This is a genomic window from Actinoplanes sp. NBRC 103695, from assembly GCF_030269485.1.
GTDB lineage: Bacteria > Actinomycetota > Actinomycetes > Mycobacteriales > Micromonosporaceae > Actinoplanes.
In genome coordinates, this window is record NZ_BSTL01000002.1 from 151452 (window position 1) to 168250 (window position 16799).

The 16799-nt window shown below is 72.1% G+C and carries 16 protein-coding genes; 13 read left to right on the forward strand and 3 right to left on the reverse strand.

Features of this window, described 5'->3' with window-relative positions; genetic code table 11:
* Positions 1–65: 65 nt before the first annotated feature.
* The 7 genes from QSK31_RS03090 to QSK31_RS03120 all read left to right on the forward strand — a co-directional run bounded on the left by QSK31_RS03090 (position 66) and on the right by QSK31_RS03120 (position 6725).
* The gene (locus QSK31_RS03090) at positions 66–278 is read left to right on the forward strand and encodes a hypothetical protein (RefSeq protein WP_285680713.1); all 213 of its coding nucleotides are present in this window, start codon (positions 66–68) and stop codon (positions 276–278) included.
* A gap of 16 nt (positions 279–294) precedes the next feature.
* Complete coding sequence (locus tag QSK31_RS03095; protein ID WP_285680715.1) at positions 295–1551, forward strand: M48 family metallopeptidase; 1257 nt, start codon at positions 295–297, stop codon at positions 1549–1551.
* A gap of 55 nt (positions 1552–1606) precedes the next feature.
* Positions 1607–2728, forward strand: coding sequence for a glycosyltransferase family 4 protein (locus QSK31_RS03100; RefSeq protein ID WP_285680717.1), 1122 nt, complete (start codon positions 1607–1609; stop codon positions 2726–2728).
* Positions 2729–2786: 58 nt separating this feature from the next.
* Positions 2787–4664 carry an ABC transporter ATP-binding protein gene (locus QSK31_RS03105; RefSeq protein ID WP_285680719.1) on the forward strand — a complete coding sequence of 626 codons (1878 nt, stop codon included), beginning with the start codon at positions 2787–2789 and terminating at the stop codon, positions 4662–4664.
* Positions 4665–5077: 413 nt separating this feature from the next.
* Positions 5078–5380: a thioredoxin family protein gene (locus QSK31_RS03110; protein WP_285680721.1), complete on the forward strand. Its 303-nt coding sequence runs from the start codon at positions 5078–5080 to the stop codon at positions 5378–5380.
* Between the two features lie 68 nt (positions 5381–5448).
* The gene (locus QSK31_RS03115; protein WP_285680722.1) at positions 5449–5898 is read left to right on the forward strand and encodes a DUF4395 domain-containing protein; all 450 of its coding nucleotides are present in this window, start codon (positions 5449–5451) and stop codon (positions 5896–5898) included.
* Positions 5899–6200: 302 nt separating this feature from the next.
* Entirely contained in the window at positions 6201–6725 is a 525-nt protein-coding gene (locus QSK31_RS03120; RefSeq protein WP_285680724.1) for a GNAT family N-acetyltransferase, read from the forward strand.
* Between the two features lie 168 nt (positions 6726–6893).
* Here the strand turns inward: QSK31_RS03120 and QSK31_RS03125 are convergent, their stop codons facing one another.
* A complete protein-coding gene (locus QSK31_RS03125; RefSeq protein WP_014688640.1) occupies positions 6894–7562 on the reverse strand; it encodes a response regulator transcription factor in 669 nt (222 codons plus the stop codon).
* A 7-nt stretch (positions 7563–7569) separates the two neighbouring features.
* Positions 7570–9261, reverse strand: a complete 1692-nt coding sequence (locus QSK31_RS03130) for a sensor histidine kinase (protein WP_502872888.1) — start codon at positions 9259–9261, stop codon at positions 7570–7572.
* A 165-nt stretch (positions 9262–9426) separates the two neighbouring features.
* On the opposite strand from QSK31_RS03130, the gene QSK31_RS03135 reads away from it, so the two are divergent.
* From QSK31_RS03135 to QSK31_RS03160, 6 genes are all read left to right on the forward strand, one after another.
* Positions 9427–9870: an SRPBCC family protein gene (locus tag QSK31_RS03135; RefSeq protein WP_285680726.1), complete on the forward strand. Its 444-nt coding sequence runs from the start codon at positions 9427–9429 to the stop codon at positions 9868–9870.
* 677 nt (positions 9871–10547) lie between these two features.
* On the forward strand, positions 10548–11489 hold the full coding sequence (locus QSK31_RS49185) for a hypothetical protein (RefSeq protein WP_285680728.1): 942 nt from the start codon (positions 10548–10550) through the stop codon (positions 11487–11489).
* A 50-nt stretch (positions 11490–11539) separates the two neighbouring features.
* Positions 11540–12490, forward strand: coding sequence for an ROK family glucokinase (locus QSK31_RS03145; RefSeq protein WP_285680730.1), 951 nt, complete (start codon positions 11540–11542; stop codon positions 12488–12490).
* Positions 12491–12503: 13 nt separating this feature from the next.
* Entirely contained in the window at positions 12504–13181 is a 678-nt protein-coding gene (locus QSK31_RS03150; protein ID WP_285680732.1) for an endonuclease/exonuclease/phosphatase family protein, read from the forward strand.
* A 26-nt stretch (positions 13182–13207) separates the two neighbouring features.
* Positions 13208–14551, forward strand: coding sequence for a flavin-containing monooxygenase (locus QSK31_RS03155; RefSeq protein ID WP_285680735.1), 1344 nt, complete (start codon positions 13208–13210; stop codon positions 14549–14551).
* A gap of 70 nt (positions 14552–14621) precedes the next feature.
* Complete coding sequence (locus QSK31_RS03160) at positions 14622–15341, forward strand: alpha/beta hydrolase (protein WP_285680736.1); 720 nt, start codon at positions 14622–14624, stop codon at positions 15339–15341.
* Here QSK31_RS03160 and QSK31_RS03165 read toward each other — a convergent pair.
* A complete protein-coding gene (locus QSK31_RS03165) occupies positions 15338–16795 on the reverse strand; it encodes an alpha,alpha-trehalose-phosphate synthase (UDP-forming) (RefSeq protein ID WP_285680737.1) in 1458 nt (485 codons plus the stop codon). The genes QSK31_RS03160 and QSK31_RS03165 overlap by 4 nt on opposite strands.
* Positions 16796–16799 lie beyond the last annotated feature (4 nt).

Here is a 16799-nt window from a genome sequence, read left to right on the forward strand (position 1 = left end):
GTACCCCCTCCGTAGCGTGATGGGCAGTGGCGGTCACCGTCACGATTTCGCATGGAGGAGGAGCCATGATCATCGACTGCGGGCGCTGCGCCGAGCGGGCCGATGAGTGCAGCGGTTGCCTGATCAAGGTGCTGGCTGAGACGCCCGAGGAGATCACCGATCTGACTCCCGGTGAGATGCGCGCGATCGAGGTGTTCGAGCTGGCCGGCTTCGACGTGGAGTTGCTGGAGACCCCCGATCCGCCGGTCGTGGTGCCCTTCCGGCGCGACGTGGCGTAGTGGGTAGGGTCGCCGGGTGACAGTGCGGGGCTGGGCAGTGTGCGCTTTCGGCGTGCTGGTGGTGGCGGGCATCGTGCTCGCCGCGGTGCTGATCCCGTGGCACCGGCCGCCGGCGCCGCGGGCCGACCAGCTCAGCGCGCTCGGCCAGTTCGAGCGCGGCCAGGTCGACAGGGCCAAGGCCTTCCACGCAGCGCTGCGCCCGGGGTCGTACGGTTCGATGCTGATCGGTCTGGCCGTCGCCCTCGTGCTGGGACTGACCCCACTGGGCGCGTGGCTGGTCACCCAGGCCGGGCGGCCGTTCGGTGGGCACTGGGCCGGCCGGGCGCTGCTCGGCGGCCTGCTGATCGTGCTGGTGTCCGAGGTGGTGACGCTGCCGTTCGCGGCCTGGCGGCACACGATCGTGGTGCGCTACGGCATCTCCACCCAGACCTGGGGCGCGTGGGCCGTCGACCTGGTCAAGGGCTGGGCGGTCGGGGCGGTGATCGGTGGCGTGGCGCTGCTCGGCTTCTTCGCCGTGGTCCGGCTCGCGCCGCGCTGGTGGTGGGCGTGGGGCGCGGCCGGCGCCGCGATCCTCGTGGTGCTGTTGTCGTTCGTGCTGCCGGTGCTGGTCGAGCCGGTGTTCAACAAGTTCACGCCGATGGCCGACGGTCCGCTGCGGACCCAGCTGCTGGCGTTGGCCGACCGCGACGGGGTGCCGGTCCGCGACGTGCTGGTCGCCGACGCGTCCCGGCGCACCCGGGCGGTGAACGCGTACGTGTCCGGCTTCGGCCCGACCAGGCGGATCGTCGTCTACGACACCATGCTGACCGAGGCGACACCGGCCGAGGTGGTCTCGGTGGCCGCGCACGAGCTGGGCCACGCCAAGGAACAGGACGTGCTGGCCGGCACGCTGCTCGGTGCGCTGGGCACGGCCGCCGCGGTGATCGGCCTGTTCCTGCTCGGCTCGTGGGCCGGCCTGCTGCGGCGGGCCGGGGTGGATTCGATCGCCGAGCCCCGAGCGCTCGGTCTGCTGGTCGCGATCGCCGCCGTGGCCGGGCTGATCGCCACGCCCGTGCAGGCCTTCGTCACCCGGCAGATCGAGGCCCGCGCCGACGAGCACGCGCTGGAGCTGACCCAGGACGCGGCGACCTTCGAGTCGATGCAGCGCCGCCTCGGCACGGTCAATCTCTCCGAGCCCGACCCGCCGGCCTGGGAACACGTCCTGTTCGCCTCCCATCCGTCCACGGTGCAGCGGATGGCCGCCGCCCGCGCCTGGGCCCGCGGGGAGCGCTGATGGCTCGCGTCCTGCCGATCACCGTTGCCGGCCCCCGGGCCCGCGAGGAGCGCTGATGGCCCGCACTCTGCTGATCACGAACGACTTCCCGCCCCGGCCGGGCGGCATCCAGCAGTTCATCCACAACCTGGCGATCCGGCAGCCGGCCGGTTCGGTGGTGGTCTACGCCTCCACCTGGCGCGGCGCCGCCGGGTTCGACGCCGAGCAGCCGTTCGAGGTGATCCGTGAGGACACCGGCATGCTGCTGCCCACGCCCGCGGTCGCCCGCCGGGCCGCCGAGATCGCCCGCACCCGCGACTGCGACCGGGTGCTGTTCGGCGCGGCCGCCCCGCTCGGCCTGCTCGCCGCCGGGCTGCGCCGCGACGCCGGCATCGAGCGGGCGGTGGCGATCACCCACGGGCACGAGATCGGCTGGGCCGCGCTGCCCGGCGCACGCCAGCTGTTGCGACGCATCGCCCGCGGCAACGACGTGGTCACCTACCTCACCGACTACCAGCGGGTCCGACTCGGCAAGGCGCTGCATGGCCTGACCGACCTGCAGCGCCTCGCACCGGGGGTGGACGTGGACGCGTTCCACCCCGGTGTGGACGGCTCGGCGGTGCGGGCCAGGCACGGCCTGTCCGACCGGCCGGTGGTGGTCTGCGTGTCCCGGCTGGTTCCCCGCAAGGGGCAGGACATGCTGATCCGGGCGCTGCCCGAGATCCGCCGCCGGGTGCCGGGCGCGGCACTGCTGCTGGGCAGCGGTGGCCCGTACCGGCCCAAGCTGGAACGTCTCGCGCGGGAGACCGGCGTTGCGAAGGACGTGGTGTTCACCGGGTCCGTGCCGTGGTCCGGGCTGCCCGAGCTGTTCGCGGCCGGTGACGTCTACGCGATGCCGTGCCGCACCCGGGCAGCCGGGCTGGACGTGGAGGGGCTCGGCATCGTCTACCTGGAGGCGTCGGCGACCGGTCTGCCGGTGGTGGCCGGCGACTCGGGCGGGGCTCCGGACGCGGTGATCGAGGGGGAGACCGGGCACGTGGTCGGCGGCCGGGACGTGCCCGCGATCGCCGCCCGGGTCGCCGAACTGCTGGCCGACCCGGTGAAGGCCAAGGCCATGGGAGCCGCCGGCCGGTCCTGGGTGGAGCGGGAGTGGCGGTGGGAGCGGCAGGCCGCCCGGTTGAGCGAGCTGCTCACGTGAATACTCACTCTTCGCACGTGAATAGACACGGAGTGTTGTTCGGGCGTATCAAGGCGTCATGCAGCCCGATGACGACGAAGCCGAGCTCTCCCTTCCGTACTGGTTGACCAGCACGTCCGAGGCCGCGAGCACCGGCTTCGTGGCCATGCTGCGGCGGCTGCCCAAGCTGCTCGCGTCGGCGTGGCGGATCGCGTGGGAGTCCAGCCGCGGCACCACCACGGCCGTGATCGTGCTGCAGGTGCTGGCCGGTGTGGTCAGCGCCGTCGGGCTGATCAGCGTCGTCGGCGTCTTCGACGGCCTCCTCCGGGAAGGCGCGACCCCCGAGCGGGTACGGGCCGCCGCCCCCTCACTGGTCCTGCTGGTCGTCGCTCTGGCCGTACGCGGAATCCTCACCTCCGCGGCGGCCAGCGCCAACGGACGTCTCACCCCCAAGGTCTTCCAGACAGCGGAGATGCGCCTGCTCACCGTGACGACGCAGGTCGAGCTGACCACGTTCGACGACCCGGACTGGCGGGACGCCATGCAACGCGCCCGCGACAAAGGGCTGCACGCCGCCGAGCAACTCGTCAACCAGGCGATCGAGGTGCTGAAGAGCGTGGTCGGGCTGATCGCGGCGGGTGGTGTGCTCGCCACCCTGCATCCGGTGCTGCTGCCGCTGCTCGTCCTCGCCGTCGTGCCGGTCGGCTGGGCGTCGGCCCGCGGCGCCCGCCTGAGGTACCTCAGCCTGCTCAAGACGATCGCGATGTGGCGCCGCCAGTACATGCTGGCGCATCTGCTCGCCGCCCGCGAACCGGCGCCCGAACTGCGCGCCTTCACCGTGCAGGGCTTCCTGCTCGACGAGGTGCGCCGGCTGCTCGCGATGGCGACGCGGCGGGAGGTGGCGCTGTCCGACACGGTGGTGCGCACCTCGCTGGTCGGGCAGACGCTGAGCGGGCTCATCACCGGTCTCACCTACGGCGTGCTGCTCTGGCTGTTGTGGACCGGCGGCATCGCGCTCGCGGCGGGAGGCGCCGCGGCGTACGCGATCAATGTCGGCATCGGGAAACTCTCCGAGCTCGCCTATTCCGCGAACCGCGTGTTCGAGCAGGGTTTGTACTTCGCCGACTTCGAAGGCTTCTGCGAGATGTCGCGCGCCCGCGCCGAACGTGCGCCTTCGTCGGGCGAGACTCAGCCCGGCTTCGCCGAGATAACCCTCTCCGGCGTCACCTTCACCTACCCGGATGCGGATCGGCCCGCGGTCCAAGACGTCTCTCTGACGGTACGCCGGGGAGAGATCATCGCCCTCGTCGGCGAGAACGGGTCCGGCAAGAGCACCCTCGCGGCCGTGATCGCCGGGCTGTACCGGGCCCAGTCCGGGGTCGTCAGGTGGGACGAGGCCGACGTGAACATGTTCGCCCCCGACGCGATCCGCGACCGGGTGGCCGTGGTGATGCAGGAGCCGACCCGGTGGCCGCTGTCGGCCCGGCACAACATCACCATCGGCCGCTACGACCGCGACATCGACACCGAACAGGTCCACGGCGCGGCCCGGGCCGGCGACGCGCACGACTTCGTCATGGAGCTGACCCGCCAGTACGACACGCTGCTGTCGCGGCACTTCACCGGGGGAGCGGACCTGTCCGGCGGGCAGTGGCAGCGCCTGGCGGTGAGCCGCGCGTTCTACCGCGACGCGCCGCTGCTGATCTGCGACGAGCCGACCGCCAACCTGGACGCCCGGGCGGAGCACGCGGTCTACCTCCGCCTGCGCGAGCTGGCGGCCGGGCGCACGGTCATCCTGATCACGCACCGGATGGCGAGCGTCCGCGAGGCCGATCGGATCTTCGTGCTCGACCACGGCTCGGTGGTTGAGGAAGGCGACCACGCGGAGCTGATGTCCAGCGGTGGGACCTATGCCCAGATGTATACGCTCCAGGCCAGCGCCTATCTGGCCGCCTAGCTTTCCCACCTGGTTGCAGGGCTTTGCGGCGTGTCAGAGTGAGGGGTATGACCGCAGGGTTGATCGTTGTCGTCGTCGCGCTGGTGGGTGCGACGGTGATCGGGCTGTGGCGGCGTGCCTCGGACGGGCGCTTCCGGGTAGTCGGCGGCGCCGGCTCTGAGACGGGCGCGGCAGCCGTTTCTCCGGTGCCCGTTTCTCAGGCGTCCGCCGTTCCATCGGCTCAGGCGTCCGCCGTTCCATCGGCTCAGGCGTCCGCCGTTCCATCGGCTCCGGCGTCAGACGCTTCAGCCGCCCCGGCCTCGAACGCCCCAGCGGCGGCGGTTGCCTCGTCGGCCCCGGGCGACCCCTCCGCGGCGAGTGAACCGCTGGCTGCGTCGGCGACGGGGCCGGGCGGGGATGTCATCGCGCCGGAGTTGTTGGAGGCGCTCGGGGTGGATCGGGCGGCGGAGGCGACGTTGTTGCAGTTCTCGACGGCGTTCTGCCAGCCGTGCCGGGCGGTGCGGCGGATCAGCTCAGAGGTGGCCGCGATGGTGCCCGGTGTGCGACACGTCGAGGTAGACGCGGAGTGCCACCTCGACGCGGTCCGTGCGCTGAACATCTGGCGTACCCCCACGCTCCTGATCCTCGACGGAGAGGGACGTGAGGTAAGGCGTGCCACGGGAGTCCCCGGCAAGCCGCAGCTGATCGCCGTGCTCGGGCAGGTGCTGGATCGCTGAAACTCCACCTCCGCGCTGGTGATGACCCTCACGCTCGCGGGGTGGCCGCGAGGTGCAAGAGTCAGAACATGGAGCTAGACCCCCGTGGCCAGCGCTTCGCGGCGGCCATCACCAGCGCGGTGATCATCGCGGTGCTGGTGACCGGTTCCGCCTGGCTGGCGCTCGCCCAGGCGGTGGTCTTCGCCCTGACCGCCCTCAGCCCGCGCCGCGGTCCTTACGCGCTGATCTTCCGCACTCTGATCCTGCCGCGCATCGCCCCACCGGCCGAACGCGAGCCCGCCGCTCCCGTCCGCTTCGCCCAGACCGTGGGCCTGGCGTTCCTCTCGGTCGCCTCGATCGGCTACTTCGCCGGAGATCCCGCGGTGGGCATGACGTTCGCCGGGTTGGGGCTGGTGGCCGCCTTCCTCAACGCTGCTTTCGGGCTCTGCCTGGGCTGCGAGGCCTACCTGGCCATCCGCCGGCTCACCACCCGGCCCGCGCCGCGCCCGCAGGTCCCGCCCCGCCCGCCGACCGTCTAGCCGCCTCCGGGCGGAGGCTCGGGTCGTCGCCGCCAAGCCCCGCGCCGCCCGCGCTCGCCGCCCGCCCGCGCCGCCCGCCCTCGCCGCGCCGCCCGCGCCCGCCCGCGCGCGTCGCGGATGGTCGGTCCGGGCTGGAGTGGTAGGACCTGGCGGTATTCGGGCTCGAGATGCCGCCGTGCGCTACCGCTGTTTGGGTGAGTGGTAGCCACGGGCGCTTTCGCGGGCCCGGATGCCGACCGGTTCTACCACCGGCGCGGAGAGGTGGCGGCGCACTGTCGATTGTGGAGGAAAGGCGGAGGGGAATGTTGCTGCGGGACGTTCAGGTCGGCGATGTTGACGCCTATGTCCGGATGCGCTGTGACCCGGTGATGATGGCCGAGCTTGGTGGGCCGCTGCCGCGAGAAGGGATGGCGGACAAGGTTCGGCGGGATGCGGCCGAGGCGCGCAGCGGGACGGCCTGGATCAAGATGATCGTTCCGGACGGGGAGCGGCCGGAGGCGGTGGCCGGGTCGCTGGCGCTGTGGCGGCACAAGGATCACGGCGAGGAGATCGCTGAGGTCGGGTGGATGGTGCTGCCCGAGTTCCAGGGGCGGGGGATCGCGAAACGTGCCACCGCGATGCTGCTCGATCAAGCGCGCGGGGATGACCGGTGGGCAGAGGTGCACGCATTTCCCGGTGTCACCAATGCGGGCTCCAACGGGATCTGCCGGGCGCTCGGATTCCGGCTCCTGGGCGTCGAGGAGTTCGTCTGGGCCGGTCGGCAGCTGCGTACCCATCATTGGGTGATCCTGCCGGACAAAGATCTGAAGATTCCCCCGACCGGGTGAACGCGGCGCGACCGGAACGGATGGTGAAGAAGAACCGAAGATCCGGCAGCCGGGAAACGCCGAAGACGCGAGGAATGCCGGGAACCGCCTGACACCATCCGCGAAATGATCCAGGAAAGCCGACCGCCCGGCACGTGAGACGGCCGGGCGGATCAGCGGGTGGTGCGGTCAGAACTTGGGTGCGTCCGGCGCTTCCAGGAGGCCGAGGCGCAGGGCGGTCATCAGGGCCTGGGCGCGGTTGGCGGCGCCCAGCTTCTCGTACAGCTTGGAGATGTGGGTCTTGGCCGTGGACTCGGAGACGAACAGCTGCTTGGCGATGCCGGCGACGCTCATGCCGTCGGCGAGCAGGCGGAGCACCTGACCCTCACGCGGTGACAGCTGGGGACCGCTCGGCGCCAGGCGGCGCTTCATGGCCTCGGCCAGATCGGCCGCCGTGAATGCGCTGGGTGCGCTGGCGGCGTGCCGGGCGGCCGCCACCACCTCGTCGGCGGGTGCGGTTTTGGGGACGAACGCGCTGGCCCCGGCCTCGAGAGCACCGAACAGCTGGTCGTCGCCCGCGTACATCGTGAGCACCACGATGCCCATGTTGGCGTTGTTCTTACGGAGGGCACGTGTGGCCTCGAGGCCGCTGCCGTCGGGCAGGCGGAGGTCCATGATCACGACGTCGGGCTGGAGTGCGCCGGCCTGTCGTACGGCCTCGGCCGCCGTGGCGGCCTCACCGACGACCTCGAACTGCCGGTCGCGCTCGAATGCGTGTCGCAGCCCCTTACGAATCAAGTCATGATCGTCGACAAGGAGGACCTTGGTGCGCGTGGTCGGCGCAGGACTGGTCGACATGCTCGGGTTACTCCCCTTCTGGAGCGGGAACGCTATCCCGCACGCTATCGCGCCTGGCGGCTGTGCCAAGCACCACGGCAACTGTTGTCCCGCTGGGGTGTCGTGGCGTGATCTTGAGTTTTCCGCGGATCCGCTCCGCGCGCTCGGCCATGATGGTCAGGCCGTAACGCCCGTCGGGCCGGTCGTCCGCGAAACCTTTGCCGTCGTCCGCGACCGTGATCTCGGCGTACGGCGGGTCGATGGTGCACGTGACCCACAGATTCGACGCCCCCGCGTGCTTTCGCGCATTCGTAATTGCTTCCTGGGCGATGCGCAGCAATTCCGCCTCGGTCGCGGCGGGCAGCCGGGCCGTGGATTCGTCGAAGGTGAAATGCACGCGCAGGCCGGCGGGTGTGCCGATGGTCCGGGCGTACTCGGCGATGGCCGCCGCCAGACCGCCGTTGCGATCCACCTCCGAGCGCAGCTCGAAAAGACTCAGTCGCAGCTCGGTGATCACCCGCGTCACCTCGGCCCGCAGGCTCCGCAGTTCCTCGGCCGTCTCCTCGGCGCCCTCGGGCAGGGTGGCCTGCGCGTTGTCGATGCCGTAACCGACCATCACCAGTTCCTGCGCGACCCCGTCGTGGATCTCGCGGGCCAGCCGCTGCCGCTCCTCGTTGGTGGCCAGCGACCGCACGTCGTCGAAGAGCAGGGCGGCCTCCAGCCGCAGCGCGGCCGGGCCGGTCACCTCGGTCACGCCGGCGACAACCGCCGACGGGTACGCCTGCGCGATGTCCGCCTCGAGGATGACCAAGCCGATCGTACGGACGCCCGCGACCAGCGGCACCACCAGCGAGGACGACGCCTCCCCGCCGCGGTGTGAGCGCGCCTGGGAGCGGTTGGCGGTCTGCGGCTGCTGGGTGGCCCACGCGTCCGCGATGGCGGAGTCGGCGTCCAGCGTGGTCTCCCAGTCGACCCGCTCGGCGCCGCTCTGTGCCAGCACCACGAGCCGCCCGCCGCCGCTGGCCGACAGCACGGCTGCCCGCTCGCCCGGCGCGACCTGGCGTAGTTCCTCGAGCAGGTGCTCGGAGATGCCGCCCGGGTCGAGCGTGGCGCCGGGCAGCGAACGGGCGACGCTGCGCAGCTGAGTCAACAGCCGGGTGGCCTCGGCGTACGGCTGAGGTGTGGTCTGTGCGGGTGCCATGAACTGGCGCATCGTGTCCGCGGCGAAGGTGACGATCGCCCCCAGCACGAGCCACTGCCCGCCGGCCGCGAGGAAGCCCGGCTGGGTGATCGGCATCGGGTCGCCCAGCAGCGTGCCGCCCGCGACCAGCGCGACCGCGGTGACGCCGAGCAGGGCGGCGCCCTCGGTCGGCCTTCGGCGCAGGCTCGCGGTCAGCAAAGGCACGGCGATGTACGGGAGGATCACCTCGGCCCCGAAACCCTTGTAGTCCGTACCCGTCAGATCGGCCGCGGCAGCGACGGACCCGGCGGCGAGCCCGGTGATCGCCACCTCGGCGACCCGCCCCAGCGGCGCCCACACCCGATGGTCCGGCGCGATGAACGCGGGCAACGCCGCGACCAGCAGCAACGCGATCCAGCGCAGCTGGGCGACGTCCTCCGTCGCGATCAGGGTCAGCGCTGCCACCAGGGCGAGCATGATGAGCCGCGCAGCCGTCGCCAGGGGCTGGACGCGGGTCGTGGCGATGGGGGATCGGGGCACGTCACGGATGGTAGCGGCATGGTCGGTCGGCGGCCCATCGGCGGACCGGGGCTGCGCCTGGTTCCGAATTCCGGCGCGCGGCGTCGAACAGGTGGCGGATTTGGAACTGGCGTCGGATAACCCTGGTCGGCAGAAATGTCGCCGGTACGCGGTAGCCTCCGGGGCATGGCGGACACCTCGACACAGTCCATCCAGATCGCCGCGCCCCTCGACCGGGTCGCGGCGGTGATCTGCGATTTCCCGCGATACCCCGAGTGGGCCGACGCGATGAAACAGGTCGAGGTGCTCAGCGAGTACGAGGACGGGTACGCGGCCGAGGTCCGGTTCGTCATCGACGCCGGTGTGATGGCCGACGACTACACCCTGGAGTACTCGTACGCCGACGATCTCTCCCGGATCGAGTGGCGCTTGGTCAAGCCGTCGAAGACGCAGAAGTCGCAGGAGGGCTCCTACGATCTGGAGGCGGGCAGTGACGGTGTGACTACGGTGACGTACACCTTGGCGGTGGAGTTGTCCGTGGGGATGCTGGGGATGTTCCGTCGCAAGGCCGAAAAGATGATCATGGATACGGCGCTCAAGCAGCTCAAGCGCCGTGTGGAGGCCCGCTGACGAGGCGGACCGGCGAGGAGCGCGGCATGGCTGGAGAGACGGGTTCGGCACGGCAGGAGGCCGAGCGGCTGGTCGCCACCGTGCTGGCGATGACAAGCAAGATCGACGACGAGACCCTCTCGGGTACGGCGGACCGGTTGTTCGCCGGGCTCAGCCAGGTGGGGGCGACCCTGGGTGAGTTCGTGGCCCGGGCGACGGAGGACCCGGCGGCGTCCCGTCGCGAGCCGGCGTCCGATGCCGGCGCTGGTCCGAGGCCGGCGGCCGGCGCCGACGGTGGTCCGGGGAGCGAGCCGGCGGCCGGCGCCGACGGTGGTCCGGGAGGTGGGCCGGCGGCCGGCGCTGCGGGGAGTGCTCAACCGGCGCAGCCCAAAGCGGCGCGCGCGGAGGACGGCCGTGGGGGCGATGCCTGGGCGCGGGCCACCGGTGAAAGTCAGGCCGGCCGCGACCAAGCGACCGTTGGCGGTGGTCGAGCAAGTCAGGGCGGCGCGACCGCTGGCGCTGGTCAGGCTGGGCGGGCTGGCTCGGACGGCGGCGGCAGTCGGGCTGGCTCGGACGGCGGCGGCAGTCGGGCTGGCTCGGACGGCGGCGGCAGTCGGGCTGGCTCGGACGGCGGCGGCAGTCGGGCTGGCTCGGACGGCGGCGGTAGTCAGGCTGGCTCGGGTGGCGGCGGTTGGTCGGTGCCCGGCGACGACGGGGTGTGGGCCTGGGCTACCGGCGCGGTGCGACAGGTGGTGGGTGACGGCGGCGGCTCCGGTACGCAGGCGCGCCACGGCTGGTCGACCGGCAGTGTCGAGTGTTGCGTGTGTCCGGTCTGCCGGATGATCGCGACGATGCGCAATCCGACGCCGGAGTCCGCCGAGCGGCTGGCCGGCGGGGCGGGCGACTTCGCTTCCGGGGTGGTCAGTCTGATGCGGGCGTTCTCGGCGGTGTCGGGCACCCGGTCCAAGCCCGCGCGCCGGACGAGCGCGCCGCCACCGCCTCCGCCGGACCCGGACATCGCCTGGTCGGCGGCGACGCGGCGGGGCTCGGCGCCGGTCGATGTGCCGGAACCGCCGGACGACGACGAGTCACCGTGGACGGCCGCGACGCGGACCGCCAACCGGGAGTCCGTCGAGCGTGAGGCCCTGGCCAAGGCCGAGCGGGAACGGGTTGCCAAGGCGAAGGCGGAGCAGGACCGGCTCGCCCGCGAGTCCGCCGCGCGGGAGAAGCGCGAAGCATTGGCCCGGCAGAAGGAAGCGCTGGCCCGGCAGAAAGCGGAACGCGAGCAGACCGCAAAGGACTCGGCCACGACGGTGATGGCGCCCGGAGGCGCTGCAGCAGGGACGACGGCCGAAAGCGCGGCGGGCGGGGCAGCCGAGGGCGGTGGCGCGGCCGGCGGCCCAGCCCCGGGCGGTGGCGCGGCGGCGGGCGGTGGCGCGGCGGCGGGCGGTGGCGCGGCGGATGAGGCCGCGGCCGGCGGCGGTGAGCGGCGCGATGAGGTCCGCGGACTGTGGGGATGGAACGGCGGGGATCGGGTGGGTGATGTCTGGGCGCGGGCCACCGCGGATCCCGGGGTTGGCGGCGCGGCCGGCGCGCCCACCGTGGATCATGATGGAACGGGCGACGCTGCCCGGGACTGATCGACGAGCGCGAGGCAAAGCGCGGGACAAGGCAAGAGGGGACGGGCAGCGTGACGCTGACCATCGGAGTCGACGTCGGTGGGACCAAGGTCGCCGGTGGGGTGGTCGACGAGCACGGCAACGTGCTGGCTTCGAATCGCAAGCCCACGCCCGCGGACGACCAGGCCGGAACCCGGGACACGATCGTCGAGGTGGCCGCCGAGCTGGCCCGGGAGCACCCGGAGGCGACCGCGATCGGGATCGGCGCGGCCGCCTGGATCGACGCCGCCGGGTCGACCGTCCTCTTCGCGCCCAACCTTGCCTGGCGGGACGAGCCGCTGCGCGACTACGTGGCCAAGGCGGTGGGCCTGCCGACCGTCCTGGAGAACGACGCCAACGTCGCGGCCTGGGCCGAGTTCCGGTTCGGGGCGGCACGGCACGCCGACGACTCGATGGTGATGATCACCGTGGGCACCGGCATCGGCGGCGGCATCGTCATCAACGGCGGGCTGTGGCGCGGCGCCAACGGGATGGCGGGGGAGCTCGGCCACATCCAGTCCGTCAACGACGGGCATCCGTGCGGCTGCGGCCGGCTGGGCTGCCTGGAGCAGTACGCCAGCGGCAACGCCCTGGTGCGCTTCGCCCGGGCCGGCGCGCGGCAGGAACCCGACCGGGCGCGGCTGCTGCTCAGCCTGGCCGGTGGCGACCCGCTGGCGATCTCGGGACGGCAGGTGACCGAGGCGGCGCAGAACGGCGACGGGGTGGCCCGGGACGCGTTCGCGCAGATCGGCTACTGGCTGGGTGTGGCGATGGCCGACCTGGCGCAGTCCTTCGACCCGCAGATCCTGGTGGTCGGCGGCGGCGTGATCGACGCCGGTGACCTGCTGATGGGCCCGACCGAGAAGACCTACCGCGACCAGCTCGCCGCTCGCGGCCGTTTCCCGATCGCCGAGGTCAAGGCGGCCGAGACCGGCAACACGGCGGGCGTGCTGGGCGCCGCCGACCTCGCCCGGCGGATCTGAGAGGAACGCGACCATGACCGGGGTGCCGTTACGGGTCATGACTTACAACGTGCACGGTCTGAAGGACGACCGTGCCGCCCTCGTCGGCCTGATCCGCGACGCGGAGCCGGACGTGGTGCTGGTGCAGGAGGCGCCGCGCCGGTTCCGCTGGCGGCACAAGTGCGCGGCGCTCGCCGATGACGTCGGGATGGTGATCGGCGCCGGCGGCCTCCCGGCGCTGGGGAACCTGATCCTGGTCAGCCTGCGGCTGCGGGTGCTGCGGGAGTGGTCCGTCCGTTATCCGCTGACGCCGGGCCGGCACATGCGCGGTGCCGCGTTCGCCCGGTGTGCGGTGCGTGGCGCCGAGTTCACCGTTTCCGGCTCGCACCTGTCGACCGATCCGGTCGAGCGGCCCGCCCAGGCGGCCCGCTGGAAGGAGGAGCTTCTGACGATCGACGGCACGGTGATCGCCGGCGGTGACCTGAACGAGGGGCCGGGCGGGGGCGCCTGGCGTACGGTCGCCGACGGTCTTGGATCTGACGATGCGGGCATCCTCACCTTCCCGGCGCGGCTGCCCCGCCGCCAGCTCGACGCCGTCTTCGCCCACCCGGGCGTGAGCATCGACAAATACACCGTGATCGACACGGATCAGGCACGTCTGGCGTCCGATCATCTTCCGGTCATCGCGGACCTCAGACTCCCTTCCGCTTAGGCCGTCGTCTCTGCAAGGATTCCCGGGTGTCCGACACTCCGGGAGTCGCCGACCGCCGAGACGCTGTGTGCGTCATCGGCGCCGGCGCCAGCGGCCTCACCGCGATCAAGAACCTGCGCGAGCAGGGTTTCGCGGTGGACTGCTATGAGCGCGAGACGTCCGTCGGCGGGGCGTGGAACTGGCGGCACGACCGCAGCCCGATCTCGTCGTCGACGCATCTGATCTCGTCGCGCCCGCTCACCGAGTTCCCCGACTTCCCGATGCCCGACGACTGGCCGGACTACCCGCACCACAGTCAGGTTCTGTCCTATCTGGAGCGGTACGCCGAGCATTTCGGGCTGGGCGAGCACGTCTGGTTCGGCACCGAGGTGGTGTCGGCGGTGCCGGTGGGGGACGGCCGGTGGGACGTGACCACCCGCAGCCCGGGCGGCGGCGCCGAGCGGACTCAGCGTTACGCGGCGGTCGTGGTCGCGAACGGGCACAACTGGTCGCCGCGGATGCCCGAGATCGAGGGCGAGTTCCGGGGGCGGTTCCTGCACGCGAGCGCGTACAAGAATCCGGCGATCTTGCGGGGCCGCCGGGTGCTGGTGATCGGCGGCGGCAACACCGGCTGCGACATCGCGGTGGAGGCGGCGCAGCAGGCGGCGGAGGTGTGGCATTCGACGAGGCGCGGTTACTGGTACGCCCCGAAGTATGTGCTCGGCCGCCCCGCCGACCAGGTCAACGCCGTGATGCTGCGCCTGCGCCTGCCGCTGTGGCTGCGTCAGTGGCTGTACAAGCGCAGCGTGGCGACGAGCGCCGGCGACCTGACCCGGTACGGCCTGCCCGAGCCGGACCACCGCCCGTACGAGACGCATCCGATCGTCAACAGCCAGCTCGTCTACTACCTGGGCCACGGCCGGATCACCGCGGTGCCCGATGTGGCCCGTTTCGACGACGCCGCGGTGGAGCTGACCGACGGCCGCCGGGTGGAGCCCGACCTGGTGATCGCGGCGACCGGCTACCGCCCGCAGTTCGAGTTCCTCGCGCCGGAGCTGCTCGACCTGACCGAGGACGGCCGGCCGGACCTGCATCTGCACGCGTTCGCCCGGCGGCACCCGACGCTGGCGGTGGTCGGCCTGCTGCAGGCGGACTCGCCGGCGCTGTTCCCGCTGGCCCATTGGCAGAGCGTCGCCGTGGCGCGGTGGCTTCGATTGCGTACGGCCGACCCGGTGCGCGCCGCGGCGGTGCAGCAGACCGAGTCGAGGCGCCCCCTGGAGCAGTGGTCGCGTGCCAGGGTGATGCCGACGCCGCGCCACTGGTTCGAGGTGAGCAGCACCGACTACCTGAAGGTGCTCGATGAGTTGTTGAAGCGGTTGGAGCCGGCATGAGCGGGAGCGGGAAGGCTACGGCCCGGTCCACCGCGTCGGCCGATCGCCGGGCCGCGGAGCGGAGGTATCGATGACTCTCCTGCGCTATGAGGACTGGACGTCGCCGGTGCGCCCGGTGCGCCGCGAGGTGCTGAGCGTCGTGCCGGACGACGCGACCGAGCCGCCGGTGCTGTTCGTGCCCGGTCCGGCGTTCGGCGCCTGGGTGTTCGCCGAGCATTGGCTGGGCCACGCGGCCGGTCGCGGCTTCCCGGCGCATGCCCTGACCGCGCGTGCCGAGGGCGGTCTCCGGGAGTACGCGCACGATGTGGTCCAGGTCGCGGCTGCGTTGCCCAGGCAGGCCGTGCTGGTCGGCCACGGCGTCGGCGCGACGATCGTGGCCCGGGCGCTGGGCCGCTACCCGGCGCGGGCCGCGGTGCTGGTGTCGCCGGTCCTGGACCGCTGGGCGACGCTGCGGCACGCGCTGACTGTCAACCCGGCCGGCACGGTGCCCGCGGTGTTCGGCGGCCGGTTGCGCCTCAACGGCCGGCAGGTCACCGCGGACGAGCGGGTCCGCCCGGCGCGGCTCCCGTCGCTCAAGAACCCGGACAAGCCGGTCGGCGACCCTCCGGTGCTGGTGGTCGGCAGTCCCGACGACAAGGTGGTGCCGCGCGCCTCCCTGGACCGGACGGCCGCGCGTTACGGCGGTGCCCCGCTGCTCTTCCCCGGCATGGGCCATGACCTGATGACCGGCGACGGCTGGGCCGAGCCGATCGACGCTGTCCTCGACTGGCTCGGCAAAGAACTTCTCTAAACCAGAGGCACGGGTACGGACGGAGTACGCGGCCGCGGGATCAGTTCGACGATCCGGCCGGAGTGATCCAGAGTGGCCAGATAGTCGCGTGCCCAGCGGACGATGTCGTGCCGGTTCAGGTGGTCGCGCATCGAGCCCATCCGGTTGGCCAGATCGCCGGGCCGCGCGTCCATCGCCTCCAGCAGTGTCGCCTTCAGCCCGTCCACGTCGTGCGGGTTGACCAGGAACGCGTTCTCGAACTCGGCGGCCGCCCCGGCGAACTCGCTGAGCACCAGCGCCCCGGTCCCGTCCGCGCGGGCGGCCACGAACTCCTTGGCCACCAGGTTCATCCCGTCCCGCAGCGGCGTCACCACCATCACGTCGGCGGTCTGGTAGAGCGCGGCCAGGTCGGCCCGGTCGAACGACTGGTTGAGGTAGTGGATGGCGGGTTCGCCGACCCGGCCGTACTCGCCGTTGATCCGCCCCACCTCGCCCTCGATCCGGTCGCGCAGCGTCTGGTAGCTCTCCACCCGCTCCCGGCTCGGCACCGCCACCTGCACCATCACCGTGTCCCGGACCTTGACCCGCCCGTCGCGCAGCAGCTCGCTGTAGGCGGTCAGCCGATGCTCGATGCCTTTGGTGTAGTCCAGCCGGTCGACGCTGAGCAGCACCCGTTTCGGCTGGCCGAGGTCGGTGCGCAGCTGCCGCGCGTGATTCATCACGTCGGGACGGGCGGCGAGCGCGCTCATCTCGGCGACATCGATGGAGACCGGGAACGCCCCGGTACGTACCACCCGGTCACCGCCGGGGGTGGGGAGCACGATCTGGTCGTCGGTGGCGGCCGCCCCGAGCAGCTTGGTGGCCAGCTGGGCGACGTTGTGCGCCGCCTGCGGCCGCTGGAAGCCGACCAGGTCGGCGCCGAGCATCCCGCGCAGTAGCTCGACCCGGCGGGGGAGCTGCATGAACAGTTCGGGCGGCGGGAACGGCACGTGCAGGAAGAAGCCGATCAGCAGGTCCGGCCGCAGCTCCCGGAGCATCGCCGGGACGAGTTGGAGGTGGTAGTCCTGCACCCAGACCGCGGCCCGTGGCTCGGCCACCGCGGCCGCCGCCTCGGCGAACCTCCGGTTGACCGCGCGGTAGGTCTCCCACCAGCCGCGGTCGAAGACGGGTTGTTCGACGGCGTCGTGGTAGAGCGGCCAGAGGGTCGAGTTGGCGAAGCCCTCGTAGTAGCCGGCCAGCTCGGCCTGGCTGAGCGCGATCGGCCGGATGCGCAGCCGGCCGATGTCGGGCATGTCGGGAGCGTCACCGGTCCCGCCGCCCCAGCCGACCCAGGTGGCCGGTGTGCTCTGCAGGATCGCGTGTAAGGCGCTGGCCAGGCCGCCCGGGCTCCGCCTCCATTCACAGGCGCCGTCGGGGGCCGCGTTGTCGTCCAGGGGCAAACGGTTGGCAACTACCACCAGTGAGCTCTGACGCACCACG

What these genes read in the sequence shown, in the direction of transcription:
- QSK31_RS03105 (WP_285680719.1), top strand. Translation starts at nt 2,787, where the DNA reads ATGCAGCCCGATGACGACGAAGCCGAGCTCTCCCTTCCGTACTGGTTG.
- QSK31_RS03125 (WP_014688640.1), bottom strand. Translation starts at nt 7,562, where the DNA reads ATGTCGACCAGTCCTGCGCCGACCACGCGCACCAAGGTCCTCCTTGTC.
- QSK31_RS03160 (WP_285680736.1), top strand. Translation starts at nt 14,622, where the DNA reads ATGACTCTCCTGCGCTATGAGGACTGGACGTCGCCGGTGCGCCCGGTG.
- QSK31_RS03150 (WP_285680732.1), top strand. Translation starts at nt 12,504, where the DNA reads ATGACCGGGGTGCCGTTACGGGTCATGACTTACAACGTGCACGGTCTG.
- QSK31_RS03100 (WP_285680717.1), top strand. Translation starts at nt 1,607, where the DNA reads ATGGCCCGCACTCTGCTGATCACGAACGACTTCCCGCCCCGGCCGGGC.
- QSK31_RS03115 (WP_285680722.1), top strand. Translation starts at nt 5,449, where the DNA reads ATGGAGCTAGACCCCCGTGGCCAGCGCTTCGCGGCGGCCATCACCAGC.
- QSK31_RS03090 (WP_285680713.1), top strand. Translation starts at nt 66, where the DNA reads ATGATCATCGACTGCGGGCGCTGCGCCGAGCGGGCCGATGAGTGCAGC.
- QSK31_RS03135 (WP_285680726.1), top strand. Translation starts at nt 9,427, where the DNA reads ATGGCGGACACCTCGACACAGTCCATCCAGATCGCCGCGCCCCTCGAC.
- QSK31_RS03120 (WP_285680724.1), top strand. Translation starts at nt 6,201, where the DNA reads ATGTTGCTGCGGGACGTTCAGGTCGGCGATGTTGACGCCTATGTCCGG.